The 18,188-nt window shown below is 45.8% G+C and carries 10 protein-coding genes; 7 read left to right on the forward strand and 3 right to left on the reverse strand.

Going from position 1 to position 18,188, the window contains the following annotated elements:
* Positions 1–220: 220 nt before the first annotated feature.
* Complete coding sequence (locus SK066_RS08265) at positions 221–3,316, reverse strand: transglycosylase domain-containing protein (RefSeq protein WP_320544318.1); 3,096 nt, start codon at positions 3,314–3,316, stop codon at positions 221–223.
* Positions 3,317–3,979: 663 nt separating this feature from the next.
* On the opposite strand from SK066_RS08265, the gene tyrS reads away from it, so the two are divergent.
* From tyrS to SK066_RS08280, 3 genes are all read left to right on the forward strand, one after another.
* Positions 3,980–5,236, forward strand: a complete 1,257-nt coding sequence (gene tyrS / locus SK066_RS08270; RefSeq protein ID WP_320544319.1) for a tyrosine--tRNA ligase — start codon at positions 3,980–3,982, stop codon at positions 5,234–5,236.
* A gap of 159 nt (positions 5,237–5,395) precedes the next feature.
* Positions 5,396–7,450, forward strand: a complete 2,055-nt coding sequence (locus SK066_RS08275) for a methyl-accepting chemotaxis protein (protein WP_320544320.1) — start codon at positions 5,396–5,398, stop codon at positions 7,448–7,450.
* Between the two features lie 607 nt (positions 7,451–8,057).
* Entirely contained in the window at positions 8,058–10,301 is a 2,244-nt protein-coding gene (locus SK066_RS08280) for a methyl-accepting chemotaxis protein (protein ID WP_320544321.1), read from the forward strand.
* Positions 10,302–11,249: 948 nt separating this feature from the next.
* On the opposite strand, the gene rpsD is transcribed toward SK066_RS08280, so the two are convergent.
* Complete coding sequence (gene rpsD / locus SK066_RS08285; RefSeq protein WP_188775107.1) at positions 11,250–11,849, reverse strand: 30S ribosomal protein S4; 600 nt, start codon at positions 11,847–11,849, stop codon at positions 11,250–11,252.
* A 524-nt stretch (positions 11,850–12,373) separates the two neighbouring features.
* Here rpsD and SK066_RS08290 point away from each other — a divergent pair.
* From SK066_RS08290 to SK066_RS08305, 4 genes are all read left to right on the forward strand, one after another.
* Complete coding sequence (locus tag SK066_RS08290; RefSeq protein ID WP_320544322.1) at positions 12,374–14,362, forward strand: sensor domain-containing diguanylate cyclase; 1,989 nt, start codon at positions 12,374–12,376, stop codon at positions 14,360–14,362.
* A gap of 254 nt (positions 14,363–14,616) precedes the next feature.
* On the forward strand, positions 14,617–15,732 hold the full coding sequence (locus tag SK066_RS08295) for an aminopeptidase (RefSeq protein WP_320544323.1): 1,116 nt from the start codon (positions 14,617–14,619) through the stop codon (positions 15,730–15,732).
* Between the two features lie 213 nt (positions 15,733–15,945).
* A complete protein-coding gene (locus SK066_RS08300; RefSeq protein ID WP_188775110.1) occupies positions 15,946–16,203 on the forward strand; it encodes an HPr family phosphocarrier protein in 258 nt (85 codons plus the stop codon).
* A gap of 206 nt (positions 16,204–16,409) precedes the next feature.
* Positions 16,410–16,709: an Fpa/YlaN family protein gene (locus tag SK066_RS08305; RefSeq protein WP_188775111.1), complete on the forward strand. Its 300-nt coding sequence runs from the start codon at positions 16,410–16,412 to the stop codon at positions 16,707–16,709.
* Positions 16,710–16,876: 167 nt separating this feature from the next.
* On the opposite strand, the gene SK066_RS08310 is transcribed toward SK066_RS08305, so the two are convergent.
* Positions 16,877–18,058: a calcium:cation antiporter gene (locus SK066_RS08310; protein ID WP_320544324.1), complete on the reverse strand. Its 1,182-nt coding sequence runs from the start codon at positions 18,056–18,058 to the stop codon at positions 16,877–16,879.
* Positions 18,059–18,188: the final 130 nt, after the last annotated feature.

Consider the following 18,188-nt stretch of genomic DNA (forward strand, 5'->3'; position numbering starts at 1 on the left):
AGGCAACATGATAGTTGTCTGTAGTAGCCTGCCTGTGGAGAAGCATCTCTGCAAGCAGGCTATATTTGTTTATCAGAAGCATCATACTTTAAGAATGGTGTGAGATATCGTTCAATTCCATAGTTGGATTCCATTGTATATAAAAAGCGCCTCTCATGTATAACATGAAGGGCGCTTTTTATGTGTACTGCATCGTATTCAAGCTACAATCAACACATCGTCATCTTGCCTGTGCAGGCGCAGATGGAGCAGACGATTGATCGCCATTTACAGCGACAACGTAGAACCAGCCGCCATTAGCGGAGCCTGCATTGTACTGGAATGCGGTATCCCGTACCGTTCCGACCAGACTGAATGGCCCGCCATTGTTCTGGCTAAAATACACCTTATACGCGGTCGTAGGCTCTGCCGAGGAGGCCCAGCTTACATCGACTACACCGGAGCCGCTACTTTGCGCACTAACGGAGGTAGGCGCCGCTGGAGCCGTAGCACCAGCAGGGTCTGTTCCGTTATCCGATCCCGTTCCCATTTCACTACCACCAGGAACACCCTCGCCATCTACTGGCGGTGGTGGCGTTGGAATTGGGCTGTAGCTAACCGAACCACTAGGTGCAGATTCATGTCCGCCCACATCGACTGCGGTAACGTAGAAGGCAGTATTGCCATTACCAGCTACTGTAGAGCTGAAGCTTCCTGTACCCAACTTGCCGGATTTTTGATATTGATAAGAGCCATCGCCATTAGAGCGATACAGACGATAACCGACTACATCTCCAGAGCCGCTACCATTAAAGGTAATGCTTGCACTCGTGCCATTGACCGAGATGCGTACATTGTTTGGTGAGCTTGGCGCACTACCATCATCACGACGTGGATCGACCTGAGTCGGTGCGTCAGCGCCAGCATCCTCAGGCAGATAGTGACTGAGCGAGTAGCGATTGCCTCTCATTTTGGATAGAGCGCTTTGCAGATCCTTGATCAATTGCGAGATCGGCATTTCACGCTTCACGACCGTACGCTGGCTAACCATATCGTCCGGTGTGCTATCCTGCGGAATATAGTTGACTCCGTTATACGTAATGTATTTTGCATACGATACGCCATCATCGAAGTCCTTCGGTACATATTTGGAATTGAAAATATCAGTGACCAGCTTACCGGATGCGCGTGTAGCGCTCGTTGGTAGCTTACCGCTAAAGCCGGATACGGTTTGCGTAACAATACCATCTGGTTTGCTAAACGAATCCGTTTGGAACAGCTCTGGATCACGATCGGTAACCTTATTCATAATCGTTGCCCAGATTGTTCGAGCGCGTTTTTTTCCATCGTTAGACAGTGTATTCACTGGCTCACGATAACCTGCCCATACGCCAAGCGTCACATCTGGCGTGAAGCCCATAAACCAGACATCCGCATAGTTTTGCGTCGTGCCTGTTTTACCAGCAATCGGAATTTTGCCGTATTTGTTAAATAGACTTTGCAGAGAGCGTGCCGTACCATCGGAACCGGACACTACGGTGCGTAGCATGTCTGTCATCAAATATGCCGTTTGCTTGGAATAGACACGCTGTGGATTAGCCTCATGTTTGTAAACTGTTTTGCCATAAGGATCATCCATTTGCTTGATCATATATGCATCATTGAAAACACCCTGATTCGGGATGGAGCCGTATGCATTCGTCAGTTCTTCAACCGTTACGCCGTATTTCAGACCACCCAGAACACCAGTCTGTGCGGAATAATCGGCATCCTGAATCGTTGTAATACCGAGCTTTTTAGCAAAAGCCCATGCCTTGTCGATACCGACCTTATCGAGGAACACCTTCAGTGCTGGAAGGTTCAACGATTCATTTAGTGCAGTACGTGCAGTAACAAGTCCCTGATAACGACCATTCGCATTACCCGGAATGTGGAAGCCCTTGCTACCATCCTTCAGAACGATCGGTGCATCATCCAGAATGCTTGCCGGTTGTACAGCACCACTATCAAGAGCTGGTAAATACGCTGCGATCGGCTTCATCGCTGAACCTGGCTGACGCGTCATTTGCGTCGCATAGTTCATCTGCTCTTCCTGGAAGCTGCGTCCTTCGATCATACCGAGAATGGCACCTGTTTTGTGATTGATCATCATGGCAGCCGTTTGTTCTTTTCCCTTGGTCTTGCTATCCGGGGAGAAGTTGCTGCTGTCTTCCGCTACTTCGTGCATCGTATTGTAGACCGTTTTATTGATGGTCGTATACACACGATACCCACCGGTCAGTAGCTTTTGACGCGATTCTTCAAATAACTGGTTGTACTCTTCCGTGGAGAGCTTGGAGAGGTCAGTTTTTGGATTTTCCTGCTTCATGATCAGCAGCGCACCCTGACGCTCAATCTCCATCATCAGATACGGATAGGTAGAGTATGCCTTGGAAGTTGATTTCGCCAGTGCACCTTTAATATCAAAGGCAAGCGCATCGCTATACTCGCTGTTCGTGATTTTACCGAGTTCCTTCATCCGCTTGAGCACCAGCTGTTGACGCTGGACGGCACGGTTGAAGCCAGCTTCGTTAAATTTACCACCACTGCTGAACGCAGAATAAGCGCTCGGCAATTGCGGAAGACCTGCTATATAGGCAGCTTCTGCAATATTAAGCTTCTCCAGGTCATTCACACCAAAAATACCCTTGGCAGCTGCCTTAATTCCGAAAATATTGTAGCCATTCGAGCCTTTACCAAACGGCATTTTATTCAGATAGGCAGTTAAAATTTCGTCTTTGGTCAAAAAGCGCTCGATTCGCATTGATAGCAGCATTTCTTTAATTTTGCGATCTGCCGTTTTATCCGCACTCAGGAATACCCGTCTTGCGAGCTGCTGGGTGAGTGTACTGCCGCCTGTTTGCACAGATTCGTTCAGTACCTTTTGCTTGACGGCACGAAGTGTACCATTCATATCCACACCCATATGTTCATAAAAACGGTTATCTTCTATGGATATAATCGCATTGATAACGGATTTCGGAATTTGATCAAACGTTACCAGGCGTCTGTCTTCTTCCGTTCGTAGCTGTCCAATTGGAGAGCCATCGCTAAAATAAGCAAAGCCAGTTACAGCATTCTCATTAATAGCCTTAACAATCTCCTCACGCGAACGTACTGGCTCGTCCTTAACAATCGAAGAAACGTAGCCCAGCATAATTCCCCCACCAAATAATGCAACCGTAACGCAGAAAATCACAGTCCACTTCAAGGTGAGCCAGATTCTATGCCCCCAAGTACGGCCACGGGAAGAGTTGGCAGGTTTTTTAGATGGACGATTGTCCTTCTTTTCAGCCATTAGTTTTCCCCCTTTTACCAGCCACTATTATAGCATAAAATACTAGCCAGCAATCAGTTTCTTATGTAGGATACTTCGTGAATAGTTCAAAAGTCTGAACATACTCGCATTGACTTGTTGGGAGCAATCATGTTATAAAGGTAGGTATATTTAAGTCGAGTAGCAATTTCATAGGTGAAAAGCGTGGAAAGACGCCCAGTAGAAGCGGAGAGCACTCTTGTCAGAGAGCCGGTGGTTGGTGCAAATCGGTAGAGACTTCCTTCGAATTACACGTCCTGAGCTGTCGGACAGCGGCATGCGTATGGGAGTCGATTCTAACATTGGAATCGATACATCGCAGCACTGCTCGATCGGAATATCCATTCCGTTATGTTAATGAAGTGGGAATAAGCCTGTACAAGCTGGCTGATGATTCTTCACTCGTATGGGAGCGCCTTGTATGACAAGGTACAGCTGTCCTATTCGAGAGCGATCATCATGCTACAAGCTAGACGGCAATTCCAATTAGGGTGGTAACGCGAGATCTGCTCGTCCCTTGTCGGGGCGGCAGGTCTTTTTTGTATGTGCTGCCCCTAAGGAAATGACATCTATCGGTCTGTCATCCGTGCTTAACCTGCGTCATTTGTGAATGATTGTTAACATAATGAAAAGAGGGATTTATTCATGGCAAAATGGGAAGAATTATCGCCACAGCAGCAAGCTGAGGTTGAACGTCAACTTAGCGTGATCAAACGTGGTACGGTGGAAATCGTACCTGAGGATGAACTGCGTAACAAAATTATCAAATCACTTCTAACGGGTAAACCGTTAACGGTCAAGCTGGGTCTGGATCCATCCGCGCCGGATATTCACGTTGGCCATACAGTGGTACTGCAAAAGCTGCGTCAGTTCCAGGAGCTCGGTCATGTTGTGCAATTGATTATCGGTGACTTCACTGGACGGATCGGTGACCCAACAGGTAAATCCGAAACGCGTAAGCAGCTGACCGAGGAACAGGTGAAGCATAATGCGGAGACATACCAGAAGCAAATTGGCAAAATTCTCGATCCAGAGAAGACGACCGTATACTTTAACTCCGAATGGCTAAGCCCGATGAACTTTGCAGATGTAGTGAATCTCGCAGCCAAAGTAACGGTAGCTCGTATGATGGAGCGTGATGATTTCACTAAGCGCTTCCAAGGTGGATTGCCGATCAGTATCCACGAATTTTTCTACCCACTGATGCAGGGGATGGACTCGGTTGCACTGGAAAGTGATATCGAGCTGGGCGGTACAGACCAGAAGTTCAACCTGCTGATGGGTCGCACACTGCAAAAGGAATATGGTAAAGAGCAGCAGGTGGCGATCATGCTGCCACTGATCGAAGGTCTGGACGGTGTGCAAAAAATGAGTAAGAGTCTCGGTAACTACATCGGTATCGATGAGCAGCCAAATGAAATCTACGGTAAAGCGATGAGCATTCCGGATGAGTTGATGGCGAAATACTACGAGCTGGCAACTGACATCAATAACGATGAGCTGGCTACGCTCAAGCAAGGGCTTGAAAACGGAAGCGTTCATCCACGTGATGCGAAAATGAATCTGGCGTACACATTTGTACGTATGTACCACGGTGTGGAAGCAGCTGAAGCGGCAAAAAACCATTTTGTCACTGTCTTCCAGCAACGTGCATTACCAGATGATATTCAAGAATTTGTTGTTGAGCCAGCACATCTGGAGAACGGTACAATCGGTGTGATTGATCTTGTAAGTCTACTGGGCTTCGCTGCATCGAAAAGTGAAGCAAGACGCAGCATTCAGCAGGGCGCTCTCAAAGTAAACGAGCAGAAGTTGGATGATGTGAATGCAAGCATTGAGCCAAAAGACGGCGATATCGTACAGGTCGGTAAACGTAAGTTTGCAAAGCTAAAATTGTCCTGATGTCATCACGAATAATAGAAGATTGATCTGAAAAAGCGCCTCTATATCAGGAGGCGCTTTTTTTGTCGAATAAATGAAGTTATTTAGTTAATCATTTGATGTGAGCTTGTCGATATGTACGGTAGAGAGAAGAAAGCTTTTTATATAGGAGGAGAACATATGTTGAGATATCGATTCCGCAGTATTAAGACGAGAACTATCGCTACACTTATACCAATCGTGCTCATTACTTTGATTTTAATCAGTCTCGTATCGTATTTGTTCTCACGTAGTGCATTGAGTGAGCAGATCGATGGAAGTAGCATCAAATCGCTTCAACTGATTACTAATGATATTGACGCTCAACTGATGAATCATGCGGCCTTTGTATCTGCAATGACAAGTGCAGCAGAGACGTTGCAAGGCAATACATCAATTGAAAGCTATGGTCAGATTGGTACCCGTAATCTGAAAGCTGCACCATTCACCTATGGAACGGGCGTCTTTTTCGCAGATGGAGCTTTTGCACAAGGGGTAAAATATCGCTCGATCTATGCATATCGCGAAGGTGATCAGATTAAAACAACAGAAACCTACGATGATCCGACATATAATTATTTAGGGCAAGCCTGGTATACCGATAGCACAGCCGCTAATGGCAAAGTCGTCTATACCGAGCCTTATTATGACAAGACGCTAAATTTAACATTAATTACTGCTGGACAAGCTTTCTACCAAGCCAATGGTGGTCAAATTGCCGGTGTAGCTACGGCGGATCTGGATTTGAGCAATATTGAAAATACGGTTCGCAAGCTGAACGTAGGCAATAACGGTAGTGCTGTCCTGTTTGATAAAAATGGTGTGGTACTGGCAAGCGGAAATAAGCTTACCAAGCAAGGAGATCAAGCTGCTGCTGTTTTAGGAGCAAGCCTATCGACAGACATGCTCAAAAACAGCTCAGGCGAAGGCACATTAAATGCTACGGAGCGCTACAAAGTCGTATACGGCACGATTCAGCAGACTGGCTGGAAGATTGCTGTACTGCTTCCAGCAGCAGAAGTAGAACGTCCGATGAACAATTTGCTCATGCTGCTCAGTATAGTGGGTGCGATTGGATTGCTCATTATTCTCGCTTCACTCTGGTGGAACAATCGCGATCTGATTCGCGAGATTCGTTCGATTCGTGAGCTAAGTGGACATATGGCACAGGGCGATTATTCACAGCATTTGCATAGCACACGCCGGGATGAATTTGGGCAGATGTCAGATGAGTTCAATCGTATTATGGAAGGCACATCGGGCATTGTAGGGACACTGCGTGAAGAAGCAAATGTCATTCATGATTCTGCGGATCGTCTGTCAAGTGGTATGCAGCAGGCAGCCGATGAAGCACGCTTTAATGTGGAGCAGATGGAGCAGCTGCGTCAGGGAGCAGAGGTACAGCTCGTGTCCACTTCGGAAAGCACAACCGCGATGGAGGAAATGGCGATCGGTATCCAGCGTATTGCCGAATCCGTGCAGCAGGTATCGGAAGCAACGCATGGGATTGATGCTAAAACCAAACAGGGTAACGAACGAATCGGTGATGTGAATCGTCAGATTCATGTAGCCAAAGGAGCGCTGGATAGTGTTGGTAACGTCATTCGTTCCTTGAATGAACGTTCGGAGCAGATTGGCGAGGTGATCCATTTTATCCATGAAATTAGTGGTCAGACGAAGCTGCTTGCCCTTAATGCTTCGATTGAAGCTGCACGTGCAGGAGAGCATGGACGAGGCTTTGCTGTAGTAGCTGCTGAGATTGGAAAGCTAGCGGAAAGTGTAGGGACTTCTGCGAATCGCATTACCACTCAAATTGGTGAGATGCAAGATGAGACACGCGTCGCCTTACAGGGCATGCAGGAGGGCAGCTTACAGGTAGGACAGGGCTTGCAATTATTGGACGAGATCAAGGAACGCTTCACCCTGATTCGCGACGATATTGCACGAGTGGCAGATGAGGTACAGGAAGTATCATCTGCATCTGAAGAAATGTCAGCAGGTTCCGAACAGATCAGCGCTTCACTCACACAGCTTGCTAATATCGCCCGTGCCTCTTCCGGTTATTCGATCGAAGCGCTGGAGCGCTCACGTCATCAGCTCCATTCGCTGGACAACCTGAATACGTCTACCGATTCGCTACAGGAAGTGACAGTGAAGCTGAACGAGGTAATCGGCAAGTTCCGCATCCGTGAGTAGAACTTTTGTGAATAAAGCTTTTTAGATGCAAATAAAGTCTTATGCAAAAGTTTGATACCAATAGTGGGAAATTCTTCGTATGAGAACTTTAGTCTGACACAAGGGAACGAGAGACACGTTAAAGTCTCACTACGATTCCAGATGATTGTGCAGCTAGTCTTAGAGCTTTGATATGGAATTGGATGTTGTAAAGGATCGTTCAAATCATAGATAAGCAGCAAAACCTTCGTCATGCTAGGCGGAGGTTTTTTGCTACGTACCGGAGCTGAATTGGAGGTGATCGGGAACAGCTTTTGAATGGCTGTTGAATTGCTTTAAAGCTAATTCATAAGTGATTTATAAGTAGTTTAGAAGTGAATTGTATCATCAATGCTGATTATAGCCATTAAATGTGAACATTCATTCTATCTTCTTTACAGTGCTTGGACGACTTTTAACTTACGATCAAGGAGCGTTTACCCTGTATACAAGCATAATAGAAACAAATACGGGCAAGCTTTATCTGCACATTTGCCTATAAAAAGCTAAAAAGATAGGTGTTTTGACCGATATATATAGATTGTGGCGTGTAGACCGCATCATTACATACAACAGAGGAGACAAAACAATGCTGCAAAGATTGCAATTTAAAAGTATTCAGGCGCGCACATTAAGCACATTGCTACCAATCGTGTTTATTGTCATCGTGCTAATTAGCTTGCTCGCTTATCAATTTTCCAAGCAAAAGCTGAATGAAGAAATGGGACGAACCGCGACCAGTACGCTAGCGGGCGTAACCTCCAATATTAACGAGCAGGTGTCGCGTAACTCGATTATCGCAACTTCACTTGCAGACGCGGTTGGACAGATTGGCCCATCGATGAATATGGATCAATATGCTCAGCTTAGCGAACGCTGGACAATGCTGAACCCGATGACATATGGCACCGGGATATATCTAGCTTCGGATGTGTACACCGACGGCAAGCCATATCATTCGGTATATGCTTCCCGGGATGGAGATCGGATCAGCACGACGTTTCAATATGATGCAGCAGACTATGATTATCTCAATCAGCCATGGTATACAGGTACATTAGGCAATTTTGATAAAATTTATTACACCGAGCCTGTACTGGATACGAAAAGTAAAGTTCGCATGATCACCGCAGGCAAAACCATTCGTAATGGTGATGGACAGGCGATTGGTGTGGCGACAGCTGATTTTAATATTAATAGCATTCAGGATTATGTAGGTAATATGAATATCGGAAACGTAGGTCATGCTGTGCTGCTGGATCGTACAGGATTAGTTCTGGCAAGTAGTCAAACAGACTTGAAGCCGGATCAGCCCTTTAGCGGAGCAGAGGGGATTAACAAGCAAGCACTGGCGTTGGTCAAGGGTCAACCGAAAGGTCAGACAACCGTATCGCTCAACGGTAATGCCTATACGCTTTATTTTGATACTCTGAGCGATACAGGCTGGAAAACAGCAGTGCTTTTATCAGAAGCAGAGATTCAACGCCCTGCACGCGAAATGCTGAATACCCTGCTCATTATTGGTATCGTCAGCCTTATTTTACTGACAGCAGCCATTCTGTGGAACAATCTGGGTATGATCCGCCAAATTCGCGGTATGATGCAAATGAGCCGCCGAATGGCAGAAGGCGATTACTCCGGTCGTTTACAGGTGAATCGTAAGGATGAGTTTGGTCAGATGGCGACTGAATTTAACCGAATTTTAGAAGCGACAGCACAGATCGTGCGTAGACTTAGCCAGCAATCCCATGCTATCCGGGATACATCCGCTCAAGTCGCTCATCGTTCTGCTGAAAATGCAGCCGCTGCTCGCGACAATGCCGAGGAGCTACAGCAGGTGGAGCTGGATTCCAGCACGCAGCTTCAGGCGACAGCTGAGAGTACCGTGGCAATGGGAGAGATGGCTACAGGCGTACAGCGAATCGCCGAATCTGTACAGGAAGTTGCTGAAGCCGCTCAACAAATGGAACAGCAGACACGCGAGGGTAGCGATCAGCTACGCAAAGCAGTAAAACAAATGGACTCCGCTAAGCTCGTCATGGACGAATCTGGAAAAATGGCAGAAATGCTGCATGATCGTGCCTTGCAGATCAATGGCATCATCGATATTATCCACGGCATCAATAAACAGACTACCTTGCTGGCGCTTAATGCATCGATCGAGGCTGCACGCGCAGGTGAAGCAGGACGTGGCTTTGGCGTTGTCGCAACCGAAATTAGCAATCTATCCGGTCATGTCGCAGAGTCCACACGTATGATCACCGAACAGATCAAAGCGATGCAAGAAGAAACTGCCGTCGTACTTGCTGGCATGGACAACGGAGCAATTCGCGTAACAAAAGGCATGACTTCACTCCAAGAAACAAGCCGCCTGTTCGAACAAATCCAACAAGGCGTCGAACGCATGTCGGCAGAGATTCAAGAAGTCTCCTCCGCATCCGAAGAAATGTCCGCTGGCTCCGAGCAAATCAATGCATCGCTGGAAAACCTAGCTGATATCGCCAAAAATACATCCCAGCGCGCATCCATAGCTACAGGACGTTCCCAGGGTCAACTCCAATCACTGGAAAACCTGGAAACCTCCGCACACTCCCTACAACAGGTAGCAGATGTGCTGAACGAACTCGTGTCTCAATTCAAAACAGAAGAAGAGACCACGGAGACAATAGACCCGGTACAACCAGATGAAGCAGATGCCCATGAAACCAATATGAATGATGATACTGCCAATGATATTGCTACAGCTGACGAAGAGGGCGAACAACTAGCAAATCAACAATCCGAAGACCAACAACCCGACGAGCATTCAAAAAACACTCGCCGAGGAGCATAACGTTCCAATGATCACATTAAAGTAAATAGCTTATCGACTTCACTTTTCAGATAAACGAATTACAGAAAGCTAATCTATACCCTGCAACAGATAGAAGAACGATAGTGGATATTACGGTATGGTATTGAGTTATGATATTACGTTATATTAATGATCTATTTCATATTGAACTTCATTATATCGATCTTCTCTACGTTGATCCTCGTATCTCATTAGATAGAGTAGAGGCTTAAAATAACAAATGATTCAGAGTCCATAGCTTTAATTCGTTGAACCGTTAACAGTAAGCCAATCCAAATTCATACCAAACAATAGCCTGAGTAATATAGCCTGCCTACGCATGGATATACGAATCAGGTTCTTTTTTATATGTATGCGATCCAAGATAAAAGATACATTCAATCGAAAATTCGTATTGACCCCATCCAAGCCCCCCATTTAAAATCACCGAGGTTTGAGGTTTGAGGTTTGAGGTTTGAGGTTTGAGGTTTGAGGTTTGAGGTTTGAGGTTTGAGGTTTGAGGTTTGAGGTTTGAGGTTTGAGGTTTGAGGTTTGAGGTTTGAGGTTTGAGGTTTGAGGTTTGAGGTTTGAGGTTTGAGGTTTGAGGTTTGAGGTTTGAGGTTTGAGGTTTGAGGTTTGAGATTTGAGGTTTGAATTAATCAGTCTGCGATCCGCACAGAACGAAGGGAAGGAAATAAGGGGAAAGGACGATTTTGGAGGGGCGGGAATCTACATTCACTCCTAATCGGTAGATTCCCGCGGCTCCACTGAGTCCGTCCCCTTATTCCTTCCCGAAGTGGAGCCATCTCTCCAGCACCAAACATTACTCTCACACCCATAGCTTTGCTTTTAATCCAACTCCAAAACTAACTCTATACAAACTGAAAACCTTAATAAAAACCAAACAAAAAAGCGCCGGAATCATCCGGCGCTTCGTTTTCGTTAAGATTAACGGTTGTACCACTCAACGATTTGTCTTTCGTCGATGTCTTGAGTCAGCTCAGAGCGCTCAGGCAGACGAATGTATTTTGCTTCAACTGCTGCTTCGTTGAATTCAACGTAAGCTACCAGATGAGTGCGGTTTTCCAGAGCTTCTTTAACGGAGCTCAGACCACGACTTCTTTCACGCAGACCAATAACATCACCTGGTTTTACGGAGTAAGAAGCGATGTCTACTTTTTTACCGTTTACTGTCACGTGACCGTGAGCTACCAGCTGACGTGCACCTGGACGGCTGTTAGCGAAACCAGCGCGGTAAACGAGGTTGTCCAGACGGCTTTCCAGCAGGAACATGAAGTTCTCACCAGCGATACCGGACATTTTTTGTGCTTTTGCAAACAGAGTTGCGAATTGTTTTTCACCCAGACCGTACATGAAACGCAGTTTTTGTTTTTCTTGCAACTGCATACCATAGTTACTCATTTTTCTACGTTGGTTAGCACCATGTTGTCCCGGAGGGAAAGGGCGTTTCAATTCTTTACCAGTGCCGCTCAGGGAAATACCTACGCGACGGCTTAATTTAAATTTTGGACCAGTGTAACGTGCCATTTATAGCAAGCTCCTTTTTAAATAAATATAGTTGGTTAACATCGGGGCTTTGGGTCTTTGATTCATGTTGCCGCGTTTTGTCTGTCGTGGGTCGGATAGAAAACCACACTACTGATAGGAGAGTTCAGCCGCTGTCCTATTAGCGACAAAAAGCGCGAGGGTGAAACAACGTTACGCCCAAATTCAGAATCTATCCATTCTTCATCAAGAATAAATTATATCGCATGAAAAATAGCAAAGTCAATCATTTTCGGGTAAATAATTATTGATATTTTTTTCGAACTGACCGATATAAATAATACAACGACTTAGCTCCATAAATGCTGAAACTTTCTTTACGTTTTCGGTATAGTATAAATAATGACAGGGTTGGAGATAAGTATATGGTTCATTGTTCATCATATTGTTTCTTTTTAAAGAAAGCATCATGCTAAAATAGCACAATAAGTATGTAACTGTATATATTACAGCGGCTGTGAAGCGTGCCTTGTGGAATATACAGCGTCGAAATTGGGGAGGCTTTTATGTCAAACAATTCGTGGAACTCGCCTGCACAGAACTGGCGTACTGAAGATCAACAGACCTCATATCCAGTCGTGCCTGTGGCAGACGAGTCATTCTGGCTGCAAAACGTCGATATCACAGCCTCCGATTTCCCGCACATCGAACCACTGCTGGAGGAGAGCCTGTCCGACTGGCTACAGCAAAATCGCGCGCTGGATCGAGTCATCAAGGCGAGCTGGTTTTTGTTCAATGATGAACTCAAGCCGCTTGTGCTTCCAAACCAGCCCCACGATCATCTGTGTGAGCAGATGCAAGCTCTAGCAGGAGAAGCACTGCGTTTGCATGGTGCGGTTGAGGGGCGAATAGAACTGGGAGCAGCCGCGATTACACCCGCATATGCGCTGGCAGTGCCTCTTTATACACGTAAGCATCAGCAGTGCTTTGCTCTGCTTGCCTGTATCGTAGCGCCAGAGCATCCATTATTACCGGGTGAATTGGAAATTTTGAGCAAGTATTATGAAGCGATATTTTATAAGCGCTTTGAATATACGTATGTGGCAGATATGCTTTATTCGGCTACCGTGGTTGAACGTGAAGCGCAGCGGCGTTCCGTACTATTTCAGGTCATCCAGCGTATGTATGATAAGTTTGAGATCGATGCGCTGATTCATGAAATGTTTGATATCGTCGATCAAATGTACCCACAGGTACGTTTCGAGCTGCTGGTAGCACAGGATTATGAGAGTAGCATTCCACGGGTTAAGTTGCTTCAGTTGCAAAATCCGCTGGAGGATATGTGTGTCCGCTCCTTTACGACAGGTGAAGTGGCGATCGAGGTGCATTCTCGCTCCGAAGGGCATTCAGACCAGATGGAGACAGCTATTCCGCTTATGGGCAAGCAGGGTGTATACGGTGTGTTCCATCTGTTGTCCGAGGTACCGCTGGAAGAGGAAGATCTGGAATTGCTTGTTGTAATCGCAGATGCTGCGGGTCGCACTTTTGAAAATGCAAAGCTGTATGAGCAATCCAAGCTAATGAATGAAGATTTGCGTCTTATTAATGATATCTCGCAGCGTATGAATCAAAGTCTGCATCTACAGCAAATTTTTAAATTTGCAGCAGATGAGTTGCTTCAAGTGTTTGGAGCTGACTTTGTTGTGGCGATGTATCTGGATCAGGAGACGGGTGTATTTGAAGTTATTGATGGGAATGTAGAGCATCTGATTGGCGTGACCGTAGATAAGGAAGAAGGGCTCAGCGGGATTTTATACCGTGACAAGGAGCCTATTATCCTGTCTGACTATTGTAGCAATCCAAGTGTGGAGTCGATCTTTATGCGTGAAACGGGCGCGTGCTCCATGATTGCTTCGCCGATGATGAGTGGTGGCGAGGTGAATGGAGCAATTTTCCTCGGACATAAAGATCGTCATTATTTCTCATACGATAATTTCAAATTGCTACAGGTCATTACGACGCATATCGGATTAGCGGTATCGAATGCCAGTCTACATGCAGAGCTGAGTCGAATGGCAAGCAAGGATGCGTTAACCGGTCTGTACCAGCGTCGCTATCTGGATGAATCGATCAAAAATTATCAAAATGCGACCTACAGTGGCTCATTGCTAATGGTCGACATTGATAAATTCAAAGCGGTAAACGACACCTATGGTCATCAGGTAGGTGACGAGGTGCTGAAGCAGGTAAGCCGCGTGATCCAGCGTCTCATTCGCGAGGGAGACATCGCTGCTCGCTGGGGAGGCGAAGAGCTGGCCGTCTATTTCCCTCAGGTAGATAAGAGCCGTGCACAGACGATTGCGGAGGAGATACGAATTGCCGTGTCCGAAGAAACTGATCCGATGGTCACCGTATCGTGCGGTATTGCCGATTGGAACTGGAAGGATCAGGACGTGAGTGTAGAATCGTTATTTTACCGAGCGGATCGGGCATTGTATCAAGCGAAGCATAGTGGACGGAATCAGGTATGCTTGGATGCTAGCGTGCGTCCTTAAATGTATAATTGGTCATTATGCGCATTATACAATGAGACATCATAAGCTATTCGTTATATTACAAGCATCTAATATGCCCGTCAGTGTATCCAATCTATTGGAATGCTGGCGGGTTTTGAAATATGTAGCAACAGTGTAACCATAGAATAGTTGTAGAGAATATGGCTTGAATTAAAGACAATTGGTATCCAGCGTGGTACACTAATCGTTGAATAATTAACCGTTGTTCAAAAATCAGGAGAGGATGAATGTAAATGCAGGACCCAAGAGTGAAAACATTAGCCAGAAATCTGGTACAATATTCGATCGATGTACAACCTGGTGAAAACGTACTGGTTGAGATGATTGGAACCGAGCGTGATCTGCTGAACGCTGTCATCCATGAAGTTGGAGCGCGTGGAGGGAATGTATTCGTCCAATTGACGGATCGTAAAGTACAGCGCGCTATGCTGATGAATGCAACGGAAGAGAGCCTGAAAACATGGGCAGCGCTTGATCTGGAGCGTATGAAGCAAATGCAGGGCTACATCGGTATTCGTGCAGGCGAGAATATTAACGACCTGGCTGATGTACCGGATGACAAGCAGAGAATGTATAACCGCTTCTATCAGCATGTTGTACATAGCGAGCAGCGTGTGAAGCATACCAAATGGGTTGTACTTCGTTATCCAAATGCAAGCATGGCACAGCTGGCAGGCATGAGCACCGAGGCATTTGAGGATTTCTACTTTAACGTATGTAATCTGGATTATGCGAAAATGGACAAAGCTCAGGATGCACTCAAAGCATTGATGGATCGCACAGACAAGGTTCGCCTTGTAGGTCAAAACACCGATTTGTCCTTCTCCATTAAAGATATCGGTGCGAAAAAATGCTCCGGTCATCGCAATATTCCAGATGGCGAGGTATTCAGCGCGCCAGTACGCGACTCGGTTAACGGTACGATTACGTACAACACACCAACCGTATACAATGGCACAAGCTTTGAAAATGTAAGCTTCCGCTTTGAAAATGGTAAAATCGTTGAAGCGACTAGCAATGATACTGAGAAGCTGAACAACATTCTCGATTCTGATGAGGGTGCGCGTTATATCGGTGAATTTGCGATTGGCTTCAACCCACATATTTTGCATCCGATGAAGGATATCCTGTTTGATGAGAAGATCGCAGGTAGCTTCCATTTCACACCGGGACAAGCGTATGAAGAAACTGATAACGGTAACCGCTCCTCGATTCACTGGGATCTGGTGTTCATTCAGCGTCCAGAATACAGTGGCGGCGAAATTTATTTTGATGATGTATTGATACGTAAGGATGGACATTTTGTACTGCCTGAGCTGGAGCCGCTCAATCCAGAAAACCTGAAATAAGAAGCTTCGCAATATAATACGATTAAAGGGTTAAATAAAGTAGCAAAAGGGGTTATAAGATAGATAGGGCGCCGTATTTGGGGGGCTTATCGCTTATAGCCTCTTTTTCATATCGAGGCGCAAGAAAGCAGTTGCATAAGAAAGCGTATTCATTTATGATGGTAGGGAAAACTGTGTTAATGAACACTAAAGTGAAGGGTAGGAGGGGTTTCAATGGCAACTAGCAACACGAACAATGCAGCAGTGGTAGAAATCGCACAAACTGCAGGTCAGTTCACATCGTCCATCGTACTGCAATATGAAACCAAATTCATCGACGTTAAAAGTATTCTCGGGTTGTTCACTACGCTGGTAACGAATCACCAGTATGAGCTTCATGTTCATGGCCCGGACGAAGAAGCAGCAAAGGAAGCGGTTGTTGCCGTTTTCGAAAAGCACGGTCTGCACGTTAAGCTTGCTGATAACGATTGATTGCAAAATGCTGTCCTTCCTTGGAGGGACAGCATTTTTAATTTGAATATAAGCAAGAACAGGGATGGGAATCATACAGCAAGTTATTATTTTAAATATAAGATAATTCACTCTGATTTGACCGCAGGTTCTTGTATTGCCTTTCAATTTCGTCTAATATTAGGAGTAGTAATGGCCGAGAGTTCTCGAACATAGGGGGGAAAAACATGACTTCATCTGATCTGCAAGAACAGTTGAATATAAAAGCATTAAATCTCCTGCAAGGAGATGCAGATAAAATTGAGAAATTGATTGAAATCCAGATGGAGAATTTGGACACACGCTATTGTCCGCTCTATGAAGAAGTTCTGGATACACAGGTTTACGGTTTTTCCAAGGAAGTTGACTTTGCAATTCGTGCCGGTCTGGTGTCCGAGCCGGTAGGGAAGCAGCTCATTAGCAATCTGGAGCGTAATCTGTCTGTATTGTATGAAGCGATGAATAATAAGACGCAGGCTGCTGAATAGCAGACCGGATCACATAGAGATGCCTGTACTCTCCTGGGAGGGTACAGGCATTTTTTGTGTTCATTTCACTCTGTTAAAGGGATGATTGTTGAAGTGACAAGTGATTATGCCACAGACCATTCCTATTTATGGAGTGACGCAGTATGAATACATAAGCATTCTGTTCGTTATACGAGATAGAAGGACACGCCTAGAATGATATACACTACGATCAATAACAAGCCTTCATACCAGTTGGTAGAGCCATCCTGAATGATCGACTTGGCGATAAAGACGGATACCATAATAGCGACCAGCTCCAGAGTTGTGAATACAATATCCATCGTATTGCCGAGGAAGAAGCTGACGAATACGAGCACAGGTGCAACGAATAGTGCAATCTGTAGACTACTTCCGACAGCAATTTCAACCGAGGCACCGATCTTATTTTTCATCGCCAGTAAAATTGCTGCGCTATGCTCCGCAGCATTCCCGATAATCGCGACGACAAATGCACCGACAAACAGTTCGCTAAAGCCAAAGCTGGACGTGAACGTTTCCAGTGTGCCAACCAGCCACTCACTGACAAATGCCGTCATTACCGTAGCAATAAGCAGATACAGAATCGAGCGCTTTTTCGACCAGTCCGGTTGCTCTTCTTCATGGACATCCGCTGTAGCTGAGCTCGTCATAGGAGACGCTGTACCAGCATTAGCTGCTGTAGCACTGTCCATGCTTATCTGGGCTACCGCTGCCCCTGATCCATGACCGCCTGTCTGAACAGCAGCAGGGGTCGTTTTCACATCAGCCAGATAATGCTTGTGTGTGACCATGGAGAAGATCAACCAGGCGATATAGGCAAGAATGAGTAATCCTGCAACGATCAGACTCAGTGTGTTCACCTGTGGATGTGTGATCGAATGCGTGTTCAAGAACAATGCCGGTACGAACAAAGCGATTACCGCCACGATCATCAATGATCCGTTCATGTTCGCCAGAGCGACATTGAAGTTCTGTACCTTATGCTTGAGTCCACCTGCGAAAATGCTCAGACCGAGCACGAGCAGCAGGTTCCCGATAATCGAACCAGTTAGACTCGCTTTGACCATATCGTACAGGCCTTCTCGTAGCAGCATGATCGCAATGATCAACTCCGCAGCATTACCAAAGGTAGCATTCAAAAAGCCACCCAGACGCTGTCCAGCATAATGCGCAACACTCTCTGTTGCTCTTCCCAAAAAGCCAGCGACAAGTACAACAGCGATGGCGGAGAAGATGAACTGTAGCACCGGATTGAAGCCCGCATAATGCGCTACAGCACTAAGTACGAAAAAGATTGCAAGTAGAATGGTAGATATGTGCTTTTTCATAAAGCCACCTCACTATGTAAATTCTTAAACAATATACCCAATATACCTATGAAAGTAAACGCAAGTGAGCAAGTAGTGCGAGATGACAAAATATTAATTTTGAATATCCGCGTCAGATGCAATAAAATAG

The organism is Paenibacillus hunanensis, assembly GCF_034055775.1.
Lineage (GTDB): Bacteria > Bacillota > Bacilli > Paenibacillales > Paenibacillaceae > Saccharibacillus > Saccharibacillus hunanensis.

Coding starts and splice junctions, on each gene's coding strand:
- SK066_RS08265 (WP_320544318.1), bottom strand. CDS start 3,316: ATGGCTGAAAAGAAGGACAATCGTCCATCTAAAAAACCTGCCAACTCT.
- tyrS (WP_320544319.1), top strand. CDS start 3,980: ATGGCAAAATGGGAAGAATTATCGCCACAGCAGCAAGCTGAGGTTGAA.
- SK066_RS08275 (WP_320544320.1), top strand. CDS start 5,396: ATGTTGAGATATCGATTCCGCAGTATTAAGACGAGAACTATCGCTACA.
- SK066_RS08280 (WP_320544321.1), top strand. CDS start 8,058: ATGCTGCAAAGATTGCAATTTAAAAGTATTCAGGCGCGCACATTAAGC.
- rpsD (WP_188775107.1), bottom strand. CDS start 11,849: ATGGCACGTTACACTGGTCCAAAATTTAAATTAAGCCGTCGCGTAGGT.
- SK066_RS08290 (WP_320544322.1), top strand. CDS start 12,374: ATGTCAAACAATTCGTGGAACTCGCCTGCACAGAACTGGCGTACTGAA.
- SK066_RS08295 (WP_320544323.1), top strand. CDS start 14,617: ATGCAGGACCCAAGAGTGAAAACATTAGCCAGAAATCTGGTACAATAT.
- SK066_RS08300 (WP_188775110.1), top strand. CDS start 15,946: ATGGCAACTAGCAACACGAACAATGCAGCAGTGGTAGAAATCGCACAA.
- SK066_RS08305 (WP_188775111.1), top strand. CDS start 16,410: ATGACTTCATCTGATCTGCAAGAACAGTTGAATATAAAAGCATTAAAT.
- SK066_RS08310 (WP_320544324.1), bottom strand. CDS start 18,058: ATGAAAAAGCACATATCTACCATTCTACTTGCAATCTTTTTCGTACTT.